The sequence below is a fragment of the Acidovorax sp. GW821-FHT09B03 genome, from assembly GCF_059418305.1.
This window is the reverse complement of record NZ_JBWKPP010000001.1, coordinates 538703-554466: the sequence shown is the minus strand read 5'-3', so window position 1 is coordinate 554466 and position 15764 is coordinate 538703. Positions and strand designations below refer to the sequence as shown.

The 15764-nt window shown below is 69.8% G+C and carries 14 protein-coding genes; 2 read left to right on the top strand and 12 right to left on the bottom strand.

Annotation, left to right across the window (positions count from 1 at the left end):
* Positions 1-17 precede the first annotated feature (17 nt).
* From AC07PA_RS02535 to AC07PA_RS02520, 4 genes are all read right to left on the bottom strand, one after another.
* Positions 18-1598, bottom strand: a complete 1581-nt coding sequence (locus AC07PA_RS02535) for a PepSY-associated TM helix domain-containing protein (RefSeq protein WP_494603425.1) — start codon at positions 1596-1598, stop codon at positions 18-20.
* A 7-nt stretch (positions 1599-1605) separates the two neighbouring features.
* Entirely contained in the window at positions 1606-4059 is a 2454-nt protein-coding gene (locus AC07PA_RS02530; protein WP_494603427.1) for a TonB-dependent siderophore receptor, read from the bottom strand.
* A gap of 131 nt (positions 4060-4190) precedes the next feature.
* A complete protein-coding gene (locus AC07PA_RS02525; protein ID WP_494603429.1) occupies positions 4191-5276 on the bottom strand; it encodes a FecR family protein in 1086 nt (361 codons plus the stop codon).
* Between the two features lie 75 nt (positions 5277-5351).
* On the bottom strand, positions 5352-5918 hold the full coding sequence (locus tag AC07PA_RS02520; RefSeq protein WP_494603431.1) for a sigma-70 family RNA polymerase sigma factor: 567 nt from the start codon (positions 5916-5918) through the stop codon (positions 5352-5354).
* 177 nt (positions 5919-6095) lie between these two features.
* Here AC07PA_RS02520 and AC07PA_RS02515 point away from each other — a divergent pair, with 177 nt between their 5' ends.
* Positions 6096-6728: a flavin reductase family protein gene (locus AC07PA_RS02515; protein ID WP_494603433.1), complete on the top strand. Its 633-nt coding sequence runs from the start codon at positions 6096-6098 to the stop codon at positions 6726-6728.
* Positions 6729-6972: 244 nt separating this feature from the next.
* A complete protein-coding gene (locus AC07PA_RS02510; RefSeq protein ID WP_494603435.1) occupies positions 6973-8397 on the top strand; it encodes a hypothetical protein in 1425 nt (474 codons plus the stop codon).
* A 7-nt stretch (positions 8398-8404) separates the two neighbouring features.
* Here AC07PA_RS02510 and AC07PA_RS02505 read toward each other — a convergent pair whose 3' ends face one another.
* From AC07PA_RS02505 to AC07PA_RS02470, 8 genes are all read right to left on the bottom strand, one after another.
* Positions 8405-9358, bottom strand: coding sequence for an alpha/beta fold hydrolase (locus AC07PA_RS02505; protein WP_494603437.1), 954 nt, complete (start codon positions 9356-9358; stop codon positions 8405-8407).
* Positions 9359-9392: 34 nt separating this feature from the next.
* Positions 9393-10328, bottom strand: a complete 936-nt coding sequence (locus AC07PA_RS02500; RefSeq protein WP_145694189.1) for a hypothetical protein — start codon at positions 10326-10328, stop codon at positions 9393-9395.
* 28 nt (positions 10329-10356) lie between these two features.
* On the bottom strand, positions 10357-10974 hold the full coding sequence (gene lpoB / locus AC07PA_RS02495; RefSeq protein ID WP_007857022.1) for a penicillin-binding protein activator LpoB: 618 nt from the start codon (positions 10972-10974) through the stop codon (positions 10357-10359).
* 29 nt (positions 10975-11003) lie between these two features.
* The gene (locus AC07PA_RS02490; protein ID WP_494603440.1) at positions 11004-11402 is read right to left on the bottom strand and encodes a YcfL family putative periplasmic lipoprotein; all 399 of its coding nucleotides are present in this window, start codon (positions 11400-11402) and stop codon (positions 11004-11006) included.
* Positions 11403-11433: 31 nt separating this feature from the next.
* Entirely contained in the window at positions 11434-12984 is a 1551-nt protein-coding gene (locus AC07PA_RS02485; RefSeq protein ID WP_007857024.1) for a COG3014 family protein, read from the bottom strand.
* A gap of 321 nt (positions 12985-13305) precedes the next feature.
* Positions 13306-14058: a class I SAM-dependent methyltransferase gene (locus tag AC07PA_RS02480; RefSeq protein WP_145694187.1), complete on the bottom strand. Its 753-nt coding sequence runs from the start codon at positions 14056-14058 to the stop codon at positions 13306-13308.
* A 433-nt stretch (positions 14059-14491) separates the two neighbouring features.
* Positions 14492-15409 carry a ParB/RepB/Spo0J family partition protein gene (locus AC07PA_RS02475; protein ID WP_007857027.1) on the bottom strand — a complete coding sequence of 306 codons (918 nt, stop codon included), beginning with the start codon at positions 15407-15409 and terminating at the stop codon, positions 14492-14494.
* 57 nt (positions 15410-15466) lie between these two features.
* On the bottom strand, positions 15467-15763 hold the full coding sequence (locus tag AC07PA_RS02470) for a cupin domain-containing protein (RefSeq protein ID WP_145694186.1): 297 nt from the start codon (positions 15761-15763) through the stop codon (positions 15467-15469).
* Position 15764 lies beyond the last annotated feature (1 nt).

Genomic DNA, 15764 nt, shown 5'->3' with positions numbered 1-15764 from the left:
GAAAAAATCGGTGCTGGTCAGCCGGCCGCATTGGCGGCCATGAGGGGCGCCTGGGTGGCCGGCGCGCGCGCGGCCGTGGCGGCACGCAGCTGCCTGCGGCGCACCCGGTGGGCCGCCACGGCGAAGCAGGCGCCCAGCGCCAGCAGGGTCAGGTCGAACCCGGCCAGCACCCAGTCGCCGGTCGGCAGGCTCACGCCCAGGTGGCGCTCGGTCGTCAGGGCATTGAGCACGGGCAGCAACGCGAAGGCGGCAGCCGCCAGCCACAGCGATTCGATCCAGGCGCGCAGCGGCGCACGGAACGCCGGGTACAGCAGCAGCAGGCCCCAGGTGATGAACATCGCGTGCACCTCCCAGTCGCGCCGGGCGGCGAAGTCGGCCGGGATCAGCCGGTTGGCCCAGAAGTAGGCCGCCACGGCCACGGGCAGGCCGGCGATGGTGCCGATGTTCAGGCACTCCACCAGGCGAAAGCCGAACTCGGGCTTCTCGCCGGCCTTGGCGCGCTTGTCCTGCTTCAGCTTGCGCTTGGCGGTCCACAGCACCAGGCCGGTGGCGATCATGGCGCAGCCGAGCAGGCCGCTGGCGAAGTACAGCCAGCGCAGCAGCGGCCCGGCAAAGCGGCCTTCGTGCAGCGCCAGCATCACGTCCTGCGTCTCGCGCGCGGCGCCATCGTCGGCCCGGGGGTCGAGCGGGGCACCGGTGTGTGCGTCAAAGCGCAGCCGCTCGCTGCCCGCGATGCGGCTGCCCGCCACGCGCACGACCTGCACCTCGGCCTGGGCGACCAGGGGCGCAAAGGCGATGACGGGCGCCCCCGTGCCGCCGACCGGCGCACCCGGTACAGGGCGCTGCAGCAGGTCATCATAGAAAGCCTGCGTGTTCCCGGCATAGTGGCTGGCCTGGATGCCAGCCGGCATGTACTGGAACAAAAAGAACACCAGGCCGCTGTAGGTGATCATCAGGAAGAACGGCAGCGCCGTCACGCTGATGAGGTTGTGCGCATCGAGCCACGAGCGCTGGCCCTTGCCGGGCCGGAAGGTGAAGAAGTCGGCAAAGATCTTCTTGTGCGTGATGACCCCGGTGACGATGGCCATGAGCATCAGCATGGTGCACACGCCCACGAGGCGGATCGCCACGTCGTAGGGCACGTAGTGCAGCATGTAGTGCATGCGGTACAGCAGGTGGCCGCCGCCGGTCTTGCGCACGGCCGGCTCGGCCGCCGCCTCGCCCGTCACCGGGTCCAGCGTCTTGCGCACGAAACGCCCGCGCGTACCGGGCTTGGCATCGGCCGCGGGCGGTTGGCGCCAGGTGACGGACAGGCTGCTGCTGCCGCGCTGGCCGGGCAATTGCACCGACCAGTCCTGCGCGCCCAGCGCGTGGGCCTGCAGGTAGGCCTGCGCCAGCGCCACGGCCTTGTCGGGCGCCACCTGCATGGCGCCACCGGCATGGCCTGCAAGAGGCAATTCAGGCCGCATCCAGCGGTCGATCTCGTAGGCGAAGTAGCCGGCCGTGCCCGTCACGAACACGAAGAACAGCACCCAGCCCACGACCAGCCCGGTCCAGGTGTGCAGCCAGGCCATGCACTGGCGGAAACCTTCTTTCATGGCGCGCTCAGAACCGGACGTCCAGCCCCACGCGCAGGTTGCGCGGGGTGCCGTAGTAGGCGTTGCCGACGGTGTTGTAGTACACCTTGTCGAACAGGTTGCCGACGTTGGCCGTGACGGCCACGGTGTCAGTCACGGCGTAGCGCGCCATCAGGTCCACCACGGCATAGGCCGGCTGCGTGAAGCGGGCACGCGCGGCGCCCTGGTTGTCACGGTAGATCTGGTTCTGCCAGCGCAGGCCGCCGCCCACCGTGAGGCCCTTGCCGATGCCCGCGATGCGGTAGCTGGTGAACAGCTTGAGCGTGTTCTGCGGCACGTCGGTGTTCAGGCGGGCACGCAGGCGGTCGTGCGTGATGTTGCGCGAGAAGCCCGCGGACACCTGCCAGCCCGGCTGCACCTCGCCCGAGGCCTCCAGCTCGAAGCCGCGCGTGCTGGTGCCCGACACGGCCTGATAGGCCTGGCTGCCATCGGGCGCGAACACGTTGGGGATGGCCACGCCCAGGTTGTCCTGGCGCGCCTTGTAGACGGCGCCCGAGACGTTGAGCCGGTCGTTCAGGAAGGCGCCCTTGATGCCGAGCTCGAAGCTGTCGCCGGTCTGCGGGTCCAGGTAGTCGCCGGTGGCCAGGCGCAGGTTCTGCGGCGTGAAGATGCTCGTGTAGCTCGCATAGGCCGACCAGTTGCGGTCGATGTCGACAACGGCGCCCAGGTAGGGAATCACCTCGCCGGTTTCACCGCGGTCGGTGATGGTGGTGGCGCCTGTGGAGTAGCGGATGCTGGTCTGGTAGCGGCTCCAGTCCACCAGGCGCAGCCCGGCCAGCAGGGCCAGGCTGTCGGTGGGCTTCAGGCGCACGGTGGCATAGGCGCTGTTCAGGCGCTCGTCCGAGGTGGCACGGCCGACGCTCGGGTTGCTGGGCTCCGCAGGGGAGGTACCGTCCCAGGTATAGATGTTGCCGATGGCGCTGCTCCAGCCGGCATGCGTCCAGTTGCTGTAGTTGGGCGCCCGGTAGCTGGTGCGCGACATCTGCGCGCCGAAGGCGATATCGTGCTTGCGACCCAGCAGGTCGAAGCGGCCCGTGGCCTGCACGTCCAGGCTGTCCTGGCGCGGCTTGGCGGTCCAGCGGCCGGCCCACAGCGTGACGCCCGCCCCGGTCTCGCGCACGGGCGCACCGCCGCTGGCGTAGCCGATCATCTCGTCGTAGAAGTTCGTGGTGCGCGTGGCCGTGGCCTTGAGCTTCCAGTCGTCGTTGAAACGGTGCTCCAGCGCCGCGAACACCGAGGTGTAGTGGCGCTGCGAGTAGGCCCAGGGCGGGGCGGCCGAGGCCGAGCGCGCCCATTCGGTGCGTGTGCCGTCCGCGTAGTAGGCCGGCAGGCCGCCGCGCGCATGGCCCGTGGCATCGTGGTGCTGCACCGAGGCACCGGCGAACAGCTGGGTCTCGGGCGTGAGGTCGGCCTCGACCACGCCGTAGAGCAGCTTCTTGCGTTCCTTCAGGCGGTCGATGTAGGAGTCGTTGTCCTGCGCCGCGGCCACCAGGCGGCCACGCACGCTGCCCGATGCGTTCAGCGGGGAGGAGATGTCCACCTCAGCACGCGCGTGGTTCCACGAGCCGGCTTCGGCGCGCACGTGGCCCTGGAAGTCGGCCGTGGGGCGCTTGCGGATCAGGTTGATGGCCGCGCCCGGCGTGCCCACGCCGTTCATGAGGCCCGAGGCACCGCGCACCACTTCGACCCGGTCGAACATGGCCATGTCGTTGGTCTGGAAGATGCTCGAGTAGTTCGAGTCCGTCTGGCGCACGCCATCGATCATGTAGGTGTTGACGGTGAAGCCGCGCGAGTAGATGGGCGAGCTGTCCGAGCCCTGGTTGCCGCCCTGGCTGGACACCAGCCCCGGGGTCTGGGCCACCACATCGGGCAGCTGGGTCAGGCCCTGGTCTTCCATGCGCTGGCGCGTGATCACGCTGACCGACTGCGGCGTCTCGCGCAGCGACAGGCCCAGCGGCGTGGCCGTGCCGGCCTGGCGCGTGGTGTAGGAGCCGCTGTTCTCGGTCAGGCCGCTGCGCTCGCCCGCGGCGGTCACGCGCACTTCGGACAGGGTGGTGCTGCCTGCGGCGGGCGCAGTGCCAGCCGCAGGCACCGGGATGCGCTGCACGGTGACGGCTGTGCCCGCGATCACGGCCACCAGGCCGCTGCCGGCCAGCAGGCGGTCCAGCGCCTCGCGCGGCGTGAGCAGGCCCGCCACGGCCGGCGCCGTGCGGCCCGCCACCAGGGCCGGCTGCACGATGAGTTCCAGCCGCGTCTGGCGCGCCAGGTCATTGAGCGCCTGGGCCAGCGGCTGGGAGGCAATGCTCAGCTGCACCGCCGGCTGTCCGGCCACGGCGGGCTGGGCCTGGACGGCAGGGATTGCAGCAAGGGCCAGCACGGCGGCAAGGGCGAGCGGTGCGGGACGGAATCGGTGGCGGCGCATGGACAAGGGTTCCCCGGTGTTGGAATTGAATAAGACGCTTTCTCAGGTAGACGCAGCACGGCGCCCGAACCCCAGGTCGCCGGGAAAATCTTTTTGCCGAAGGGACATCGGCCCCTGGCAGGGGCCCGGAATCAGGGCGCCGCGACGATCTCGGTCGTGGCGGCCTCGCCGCCCTGCGCCGCTGGCGCCTGCATGCGCACCGGCAGCACCTGGGGCAGCACGCGCACGAAGTTGTCGAGCCGGCGCGGGTCGAAGGTGCCCGTCAGGCGCAGGGCCGCGACCTCGGGGTCGCGCACCGTGAGCTGCGTGGGGCCGTAGCGGCCGAATTCGGCCAGCGCCTGGGCCAGGGGCGTGTTGTCGAAGCTCACCCGGCTTTCGCGCCAGGGCGCGATGCCCGAGGGCGGCACCCCCGCCACCGGCCCGAGCTGGCCCGTGGCATCGCTGGCGACCTGCTGGCCGGCGGTGAGCTCCACCACGGCCCCGGAGGCCGCGGCCGGCGCATCGGCACGGGCCACGCGCACACGCCCCTCTTCCACCGCCACGCGCACGCCCTCCTCGCCCGGGATGCCCGGGGTGTTGCGCACCGAGAAGCGCGTGCCCACCACGGTGATGCGCAGCGGGCCGGCCAGCACGTGAAAGGGCCGCGCGGCGTCGCCCTGCACGCGGAACACGGCCTGCCCCTCGGGCAGGCGCACCTCGCGGCGCTGGCGGAACAGCGCCACGTCGATGGCCGTGGAGGTGTCCAGTCGCAGGTGGCTGCCATCGGGCAGTTGCACATCCACCTGTTCGCCGGTGCGGGTGGCGATGTGCTTTGCGTACAGGGGCTGCTGCTGCCAGTGGTTCCAGGCCAGCAGGCCCCCTGCGGCGACCACGGCGACGGACGCAGCCATGGCAGCAGTGCCCGCCCAGTGCGTGCTGCGCCAGGCGGCCAGCCAGCCGCCGGCAGCCACCGGGGCCCGGGCTTTTCCGTTTTCCTTCTCGCGTGCCAGGTCCTGTGCCAGCCGCGCGCGCAGCTGTGCCACGCCCTCGACGGGCAGGGCGTCAAGCTGCTGCCAGTCGGCCTGCCAGCGGGCCAGGGCCTGCGCATGCGCGGGGTCCTGCGCCTGCCAGGCAGCGAAGTCACGCTGCTCCTCGGCGCCGAGCCCGCCACGGGCGCGCGCGAACCAGTCGAGCGCCTGGCGCTCGGCATCGGTGTTGGGCGTGTCTTTGGTGGGCATTGCAGGTGATTCAGGCAGGCTCTTAGGGTGGTAGACGCACGGACCGGGCAAAACCCCGTGTCTGCCGGGCAGGGTTCACGGTGTACGCCCTTCGTCCAGCGCCTCGCGGCAGCGCCGGCAGGCCTGCATGGCACGCTGGATGTGCTGCTCCACCATCTTGCGCGAGATGCCCATCTGCGCGGCCACCTCGGCATGCGAGAGGCCGTCGAACCTGTGCAGGATGAAGGCCTCGCGGCAGCGCAGCGGCAAGGCGTCGATGGTCGCCAGCATCGCCTGCATGCCCTGGGAAGAGGCCGCCAGGGCCTCGGGTCCCAGGGCGGCAGGTGCCGCGAGGTCGGCCACGTCGGGCAGCGGCGGCTCGTCGCTGGCCCTGCCGGGCAGGGGCTCGCGCACGCTGCTGCGCCGGTGCTGGTCCACCAGCAGGTTGCGCACCGTGCGGTACAGCAGGGCCCGCGGCTGGGCGATGGCCTGGCCCGAGCGCTGCAGCGTGAGCACGCGCGCATAGGCTTCGTGCACCAGGTCGGCCGCGTTCTCGCGGCCGCGCGCGGTGCGGGCGAAGTAGTTCAGCAGTTCCTGGTAATAGCGGGCCAGCACGGCGCGGACGGGGAGAGGCAGTGGATCGACAGGCAGCACGGCCGCCATGTCAAATGCGAATTATTCTCAATATTGTAAAGGGGTGATTTCCCGCAGCTGCCGGGGAGCCCCTGCCACCTGCCCGGCTTTGCGCCCTGCCCGCCATCAACCCCGGCCGTGCACGCGCGGCGCGCTTCACGTATGGTGGCGGTTCAGCCCCTCCCACTACCCCACCCCGCACCGCCCATGGCCACGCCCGCACCCTCCTCCATCCACAGCTACGAGCCGCGCAATGGCCATGGCCTGCCGCACGACCCGTTCAACGCCATCGTCGGGCCGCGCCCCATCGGCTGGATCTCGACGCAAAGCGCCGCAGGCGCGCTGAACCTGGCGCCCTACAGCTTCTTCAACGCCTTCAACTACGTGCCGCCCATCGTGGGCTTTGCGAGCATCGGCTACAAGGACACGGTGCGCAATGTCGAGGAGACGGGCGAGTTCGTCTGGAACCTGGCCACACGCAGCCTGGCCGAGGCCATGAACCAGAGTTGCGCGGCCGTACCGCCCGAGGTGGATGAGTTCCAGCTCGCGGGCCTCACCCCGCAGGCCAGCACCCAGGTAGCACCGCCGCGCGTGGCCGAGAGCCCCGTGGCCTTCGAATGCCGGCGCACGCAGATCCTGCAGCTGCAGGGCGTGGACGGCGCACAGGTGCCGACCTGGCTGGTGCTGGGCGAGGTGGTGGCCATCCACATCGACAAGGCGCTGCTCAAGGACGGCATCTACGACACGGCTGCGGCAGGCCACATCCTGCGCGCGGGCGGCCCGGCCGACTATTTCACGGTAGGCCCCGAGCAGCTCTTCAAAATGTACAGACCAAGGTAACCCCCTGAGGCGCTTCGCGCCATCCCCCTGGAAGGGGGACGCTCCCAGCGCGGCGGGGCGGCCCTTGCGCGGGAGCACTGGCCTTGAGCATGCCAGTTTTCGCCTTCAGCGGGCATGGGCGAGCCTGCAGCCGAGACGCAAGGCCCCGTAGAAGCTGCAGCCATAGGTTGCCGGCAGTTACAACTGCGCGCGCCACGCTGTAACAAGCCGTGGCAGCATCCTGGCGAGATCCCAGGAGACACGCATGCCCCGCCCCACCTTCGCCCTGCTGGCCTCGCTGGCACTGCTCGCCAGCGCTGCCGTGGCCGCACCCACCGTGGGGCCCTGCCCCGTGCTGCCGGCCGACCATGTGTTCAACACCCGCATCGACCAATTGCCGGTGCATCCGCAATCGGCGGCCTTTTTGCAAACCATCAGCACCGGTAGCCGGCGCCTCCACCTGGACCTGGGCCAGAGCGAGGACATGGCCAGCACCGAGTACTGGGGCATTCCGTACAACGTGGTGCAGGGCAGCAAGATCACCTGGCCCGCGGTCTACTTCGATGCCGACGGAGCCCCCGACGAGAGCGACTGCGCGCGCGCCGACGGCAGCCTGGCGCGGCCCTGCACGGGCCTGACCAGCCCCGCACGCCTGCCCTTCCCGCTGCAGCCCAAGGTGGAAGGCGGCATCAGCAGCAACAAGGCGGTCTACAACGACCACCACATCCTCAGCGTGGACACCGACACCTGCACGCTGTGGGAGAGCTACCTGAGCTATGCCCGTGCCGACGGCGGCTGGGACATCTACAGCAGCGCCGCCTTCGACCTGCGCTCCAACGCGCTGCGCCCCGCGGGCTGGACCTCGTCGGACGCGGCAGGCTTTCCGATCTTCCCGCTGCTGCTGCGTGCCGAGGAGGCCAGCACCGGCGAGATCCAGCATGCGCTGCGCTTCACCATCCAGAGCAGCAAGATCCGCACGAGCTACACCTGGCCGGCGCGCCACCTCACGCGCAACGGCGATGCCTCGGCCGCCAAGCCGCCCATGGGCCAGCTGTTCCGCCTGCGCGCCGACTACGTGGTGCCGGACAGCTACACGGCGCAGGCCAAGGCCATCCTCAACGCGCTCAAGCGCTACGGCATGTACATCGCCGACGGCGGCTCGGACATGTACATCACGGGCGACCCGAGCCGGCTGTGGCAGGACGCGACCATCACCCAGGTGCAGACCGTGCCGCACACGGCCTTCGAGGCGGTGGACCTCGCGCCCATCGCCGCGCGCGCGGGCTTCAGCGCCGACAGCGGGCGCGTGCCGCCCGCGCCGGGCACCGGGCCCACCACACCGGCCAGCTTTTCAGGCACGACCGAGGGCACGGTACAGTCGCTGCGGCTGACCGGGCGCGTGCAGCCCGCATCGGGCGACGTGGGCCAGGGCGGTGTGGTCTATGTGGTGGCCTCGGTGCCGGGCGTGGGCCTGGCGGTGCTGTCGCCGCAAGGCTGGACGCTGTTCAACGGCGCCTCGACGCCAGCGCCGGCCTGGCAGGGCACGCTGACGGCCTCGCAGACCGTGCCGATCCTGGAACTGGTCAATGTGAGCGGCCTGCGCGGCACGCAGTTCTTCCTGGGCTACGGCACCAGCCTGGCGGACATGCTGAGCAACGCCAAGTTCCAGCTGATCTACACGGTGCCCTGAACTCGGCTCAGCGCGACAGGGGCGCACACAGGCCCTGTTGCGGCTCGCGCGCCCACTGCTCCAGCCAGGCCCACAGCTGCTGCACGCCGTCGCGCCCGGGGCTTTGCAGCCCGTGGTCGGCACCGGGCAGCTCGCGCGCGCACCAGGGCGCCTTGCGCCCCTGCGCCCGCTGCGCCCCTTGCGCGAAGGCCGCAGGCGGCACCAGCGCATCCGCACCGCCCCACACCTGCAGCACCGGCCAGGGCCCGTCGCGCAGGGGCCGGGCCAGCGGCCAGTGCCACAGGTCGCGCCAGTAGCCCAGGCTGCGGCCCTGTGCGGGCGCGCTGTCGGGCAGGCGGCTGTCGGCCTGCAGGCGGCCCAGGGCCTCCCAGTCGGCCCCGGCCCCGAGGCGCTGCGCCTGCAGGGCACCGGCCTCGCGCGGGTCGAGCCCGCTCGCGGACAGCAGCACCAGGCCCGCCAGCCCGGGCACCTCGGATGCCAGCGCGGGCAGCAGTTCGGCCCCTTCGGAGATGCCGACCAGCACCTGGGGCAGCGCCGGCAAGCCGCGGGCCTGGCGCTCCCGGGCATCGGCACGCAGCGCGGCACGGGCATGCCCGCGCCAGGCCGAGAGGCGGTCGGCCTGCACGAAATCGGCAGCGCAGGCGCCGGCCGCCGTGCGCGCACCGGGCGCCACGCCGGGCTTGTGCAGCACCAGCACCTCGGCATGCAGCAGGCCGGCAAAGTAGCGGTCGGCCAGCGGCCCCATGCCGGCGCAGCCGGAGCCGGGCACCACGATCACGCGGTAGCGCAGCGGCGCGGTGCGCGCGGGCCGCTGCAGGGCCTGCATGCGCGCCTCTCCCACCCCGGGCAGCGGATGGGGGGCGAAGGCCGTGGCATCCGCAGCAGCCTCAGGCCCCGGCTGCGCAGCGCAGCCGGCCACGAAAAAGGCCAGCGCAAGGCTGGCCTTCAGGGCGGTACGCATGCGGCCCATCATGGCTGCAGGGAACCCGCGCAGCTCACTTGAGGATCAGCACCTGGTCGGGCTGCTGGGGCACGGGCACCGGCTGGCCACCGCCCTGGTAGACCACGGGGGGTGGCGGTGGACGCACGCCGCGCGCCAGGTGGGCATCGGTGTAGCCCAGCTGGGTGGCCAGCTGCGCGTACACGTCCTGCGCCAGGCTCTGCGAGGTCTCGCGCATCACCTTGGCCCGGTTGGGCGGGGCGATGTCGCCGCGGTTGGACAGGATCTTGGTGTCGTTGCCTTCGCCCTGCGCGGAGAAGGCGGCCTTGATCTCGTAGGTGCGGGTGTTGATCAGCGAGAAGTCGGTCAACAGCTGCAGGCCGTACTGGCGCGTGGCGCTGGTCGTGCCCTGCAGGGGCGAGAGCGCATCGGTGAAGTTGATGCTGGAGACCACGCCGAAGAGCACGTAGTCGGCACCGGCGAACTCGCCCTTCTTGATGCGGGCGACCACGTTGGCCACCTGGTTCTGGGCCTGGGGCGTGGCCATCTTGCCGGTCTGCACCTGGTTGAGCACCTGCTCGGCCTTGCTGTTCTGCGGCTTGCCGGCATCGAAGCCCTTGCTCTGCACGAGGCGGAAGTAGGTGCCCTGCAGGATCGCACCCTTGATGTCGTTGGTGTAGCCGCCGAGCTCGCGCTGCTCGATGTAGCTGTAGCGGCCGGCCACGAAGGTGCCGCTGGCCTGCTCGGAGGCCTGCATGGAGTGGCTGCCCGAGCCGCCGTACATGCCGTGGCTGGCGCTGCCGCCGGCGCTCATCTGGGCGCTGCGCTGGTAGGCGCCGGCCACGAAGTACTCCGAAACCTGCTGGGCGTAAGCCAGGTCGGTCACGGCGATCTTGGGGGCCGCATTCTGGGCCTGGGCGCCAGCGCTCCAGGTCAGGGCGGTGACGGCCAGCACGGACAGTGCGGCCGCGAGGGTGGTTCTGCGTTGCATGGTGAGGTCCTTTCAGTGCCGCGGTCGATCAGCGCTTGCTGGTCTTGCGGATTTCTTTTTCGTCCTGCCATTCGACGGTGCCTTCCTGCACGTCGAACAGCTTGAGCGTGAACTTGTAGTACACGTCCTTGGTGGAGTTGCTCTGCTTGACGATGCTGGTCAGCTCGCCTTCCATGCTGTACTTGGCGGCCGTCATCTGGCCGACCTTGGCGGTGGTGCCCTGCTTGTACAGGCCGCTCTGGTTCTGGCGCTGCAGCTCGTCCACGCCCTGCTGCATCTCGTTGATGGAGCGCACGAAGCGCACCTTGCCGGACTTGACCAGCGCGGTCTGGATCGAGTTCATCACGTTGGTGGTGTCGATGTACTCGCTGGTCTTGTTCTTCACGGTCGAGATGGTCACCGTGGGGCGGCCCTGGAAGATGCCGGTCTCGAGCAGGCCGCCGGTCATCTTCTCGGCAATCATCTGCAGGTCGGTGGAGCCGAACTCGTTGGTCACCAGTTCCACGGCCTTGGCGTCGCCGTAGTTGACCTGGCGGTCGAAGCGCACGGTGGGCGAGGACAGGTTCTGGCAGGCCGAGAGGGCCAGGGTGCTGGCCGCGAAGGCCAGGATGAGCGCGGTGCGCTGGATGCTGCTGTTGTGTTGCATGGTGTGTTCTCCGGTCGGCGCTGTGGGGTTCAGCGCGGTTCTACGTTCATTTCCAGGCGCAGGTCGACTGCGGCGCTGGTGGGGGCTACGCTCTTGACGGTCTGCTGGCCCAGGCCCAGCACACTCATCTGCTTCCACGACTCTCCGTCACCCACCTGGTTGCCCACCTGGTCCAGCCACTTGAAGCGGTAGAACACGGTGCGGTCGGTGCGGCCCATGTTGGCCATGTCGGCCTGCACCACCAGGATGTCGTTGGTGCGCACGATGCGCATCTCGCGCACCGCGATGCTGTTGGCTTCGCCGCGCAGCGCCACCTTGGAGGCCACGGCGATCGGTGTCGCGGGGTCGTGCAGCTGGGCATGGGCCGCTGCGCCGGTCAGTGCCATCACGGCGACGCCGAGGGCGGTCAGGTGTGTGCGGATAGTCATGGATCAAACTCCTTGGAAAACGGTCTTCAGGTCAGTTCTTGGCCGGGGTCACGGGCGCTTGCGCGGGCTTGGCCGCAGGCCGCGTGCGGTTGGTGGTGGTAGTCGTCTTGGTGGTCGTCGTCGTGGAGATCGTCTTGGTGGACGATGCAGGCACCTCGACGGCCGCTGGCGCCACGGCAGCGGTGGAGGACGCGGCGGCCAGCTGGCCGACCGATGCCACGTCGCCCATGAGCACGCTGTTCTCGTACAGGCGCAGGGGCACCAGGGCGTACTGGCCGTCGACCTTCACGGGCTGGGGCAGCGCGCGGCCGTTGATGGTCACGGTGTGCTCGCCGGGTGGCAGGTAGCCGCGGGCCACGTAGACGCGGCCGGGCAGCATGCGCCACATGCGGTCGTCGGCCTGTTCGGTGGCCGAAGCCGCCACGGCACCCACGATGCCGCCCAGCAGGCCGCCCTTCTTCTGCAGCTGGTCCTGCATCACGCCCTTGGCGACGGCGCGGGTGAAGCCGCGCAGCACCATGCCGGGCATTTCGTCCTTCAGGGCGCGGCGTGCCATGACGTTCACGTCGACCACTTTTTCGAGCTTGAAGTCCGTGCCGGCGGCCGACAGGTTGGTCAGCAGCGCGTCGCGCGAGGGCTCGATCACGGGGTAGGAGACGCTCACCGTGGTCCAGCGGCTGCCCACGGGCACTGGCAGGGTGAAGGCACGGGGCTTGCGCGCGGGGGCGTCACCGGCCTCGACCACGAACAGAACGTCGGTCATGCGCTGGCGGCGCTTCCAGGTGAAGCTGGTGCGGCTGTCCAGGCCACGCAGGCCTTCTTCGAGCACACCGGTCTCGGGCTTGAGCTCGATGGCCTTGCGGTAGCCCGGCGCGGCCAGGCCCGGCTCGTTGAGCATCTCGTACAGGAAGCCGGCCAGGTAGTGGCTCAGGGCGTTCTGGTAGCCGTTCTTCAATGCCAGCACTTCGGGGTCGTTGAAGGTCTCGACGGGGTAGCCGTTGAGCTCCTTGCCGCCCGAGCTTGCGCCCTTGGACTTGGCTTCCTGCTCGGCCGCCAGGGTTTCCTTGGAGCGGAACTCGGCAATGATGGCTTCGCGTTCGTGCGTGCGCTTGATGTCCACGCGGGCGTTTTCCACGTCGCCCACGGCCACGCGGTTGAGCGCCAGGCGCGTGGTCAGCCAGACCTTCTCGTAGTCCTGGCCTTCATAGGCCTTCAGGCGCTCGCTGATCAGCGCCGCACCCACGGTGCCCATGAGCTTTTGCGGGTTGCTCTTGGCCGTGTCTTCCCATTCCTTGACCTTCACGTCGGCCAGCAGGAAGGCGTTCGTGCTGTCCGCATAGCGCCGGTCCATGCGCAGCAGCTCGCCGCGCTCCATGTTGAACAGCAGCGCGGTCTTCTCGTCCTCGGTCTTGGCCGTGGACTCGAGCTGGGCGATGGCCGCGGGAATGCCGCCGCTGCGGCCGGCGCCCTGCACGTCCGTGGCGAGCTTGTCGTGGCTCTGCATCGTCGCGCAGCCCGTGAGGGCGGCGCTCAGCGCCAGCACCCACAGAAGGCGGGGACGGAATTGGGGTCGGGTTGTCATGAATACTCCTTGCAAATGGATCGGGTGTTCACCAGAAAACCCCGGCGACGCGCCCCTGCAACAGGAATGCTGCGGCGGACACCGCAAGGGGTGCCGCACGCGGCATGCCGCTGGCGAGGGAGGTAGTCGACCGGACAAGGAAGGCTGTGCAGGTCCGAGCGCTCCCTCCTGGCGCTGGTCCTCGCTGCTGCTGCTGCAAGCCCCCTGTGGCTGTGAATTTCTAGGTTCTTGTGTGGTCTGTAGCCAGGGCGCAATGTAGCAAAAGGATGTATCTTTTCTGTAACCGGCAGCGGGCTGGGAAAACAGTTGTAGCGGTGCATTTCAGGCCCCCTTGTCCAGCAGCAGCGGCAGGCGGTAGAGCCACACCACCCGCCCGCCGGGCGCACGCAACTGGGCGCTGGGCAGCAGGCCGGGCACGGCAAATTCCAGGCTCACCAGCCAGGCGCCGGCGGCCATCTCGGCCTGGGCCTTGGCGGCGGCGCGGGCCATGCTTTCGGGGCGCTGGAACAGGTAGACCATCTGGTAGCCGCTCCAGTCGGCGGCCCACATGTCGCCGCGGCGCACCTGGGCCCAGGGGCAGCGCAGCGCGCAGGCCAGGCGCAGCGGCCAGCTCCACTCCAGCCCCTCCAGGCGGGCATGCGGGTAGGCGTGGCGCAGGGCGATGAGCCCGTCGCCCACGCCGCAGCCGGCATCGAGCACGCGTGCGCCCTGCGCCACCGGCGCCTGCACGGCCAGGGCCTGCAGCGCGTGGTGCGGTGTCGGGAACAGCGGCGCATCGCGCCAGGCGTTGAGCGGGTACACCAGCAGCAGCAGCGCCAGCGGCACCAGCCAAGCCCAGGCCGGCAGGCTGGCCATGCCGGTGAGCGCCAGCGAGAGCGGGAAGCCCAGCGCGATCAGCCCACGCCGCCACCAGGTGGCCCCGAGCACACTGGCCGCCGTGCCCAGCAGGCTGGCTGCCACCAGCGCCGCCACGGGCGGCACGGCCCGCTGCAGGCTGAGGTACAGCAGCCATGCCCCCGCCCACGCCAGCAGCGCGGGGAGAGGCCAGGGCAGCAGGCGCAGTGGCATATGCATTACAGGCCCGTAAGGCCGTGCAGGGATGGGACGGAGCCGGAGACGATCAGGCGCACAGTCTGCGCCCAAATCGCGCAAACGGCCATGCCCACAAGTCCTGTTGCCAGGGCGGCGGAATGCGGTGACGGCAGGCGGCTTGCGCGGGGCATGGAACTCTCCGGAACTCCCCCGGTGCACATGCCCCGGGATGGAATGGAGCGCAGTGTAGGCCGGCATGGCGCACCGCAACACGCCTGTGCAGGCCACCGCAGCACGATTGTGTGCACTTTGTCACGTGGCCCCGTGCCAGGGGGCCCGTGCGCCCTGAACAGGCACCGCCCAGAGCGGATAACAAAACTCAGCGAAGCGGTTCTGGCTAGGCGCTGCGTCGCAGGCAGTACGATTAGTACGACAAGACGCGGCAACGACGCCAGAAGAGTTTTGTTAGCCGCTCTCAGCCGCGCAGGCGCTCGATCAAGCCGTTGAGTTCCTCGATGGAGCCGAACTGGATCGCCAGCTCGCCCATGTCTTCCACACGCCCTGCCCGCTTCACGCGCTTCTTCACGCGCACCTCGACCTCGGCCATGAGCAGGTCGGACAGCTCTTCCTCCACGCGCCGCAGGTCGCGCGATTTTTCCTTCTTGGGCTTTTGCGGCACCAGGCTGAACTCGGCGCCGATCTTCTTGACCAGGGCTTCGGCCTCGCGCACCGACAACTTCTTGGCCGCGATCTGGTTGCCGGCCGTGATCTGCGCCGCGCGCTCGAGTGACAGCAGCGCGCGCGCGTGGCCCATGTCGATATCGCCGGCCATGAGCATGGTCTGCACCGGCTCGGCCAGGTTCAACAGGCGCAGCAGGTTGCTCGCGGCGCTGCGCGAGCGGCCCACGGCCTGGGCGGCCAGCTCGTGCGTGAGCCCGAACTCGCGCACCAGGCGCTGCAGGCCATGGGCCTCTTCGAGCGGGTTCAGGTCCTCGCGCTGGATGTTTTCGATCAGCGCCATCGCGGCCGCCGCCTCGTTGGGCACGTCGCGCACCAGCACCGGCACGCGGTCCAGGCCGGCCAGGCGCGCGGCACGGAAGCGCCGCTCGCCGGCGATGATTTCGTACTTGCCGGCGTTCTCGCCATCGGCCAGGCGCCGCACCAGGATGGGCTGCATGATGCCCTGCACCTTGATGCTTTCGGCCAGCTCGTACAGCGCGCCCTCGTCCATGCGCGTGCGCGGCTGGTACATGCCGGGCACCATCTCGGCCAGGGTCAGCGTATTGGGCAGGCCGGCATCGGCCGCCTGGGCCTGCTCGGTGGCTTCACTGACCTTGGGGCCCAGCAGGGCTTCGAGGCCGCGTCCGAGGCCCTTGGGTTTTTTGGTGACCATGGTGAGAAAGCTTTCTTGTTCTGTGTTCTGGGAATCAGGGGCGGCGCTGCGCCACCGTCATTGGTCGATGATCACCAAGGTGCCATGGCTGCCCGGCGCCACCGCATGCGGCACGCCAGCGGGCACGATGAAGACTTCGCCAGCCTGCACCTCGGTGACCTGGCCCTGCAGGTCCAGGCGCATGCAGCCTTCGATCACGAGCAGGGCTTCGTCGAAGTCGTGCGATTCGTCGGGGTAGGCGCCGTCGTCCATGCGCAGCACCTTGACGTTGGCGCCCGCGGCGCGGCCGACGATGCGCGAAGTCCAGGCCTGCGGAAAGGTCTGCGCCGTCTCTGGGAGATTGATCTTGGACATG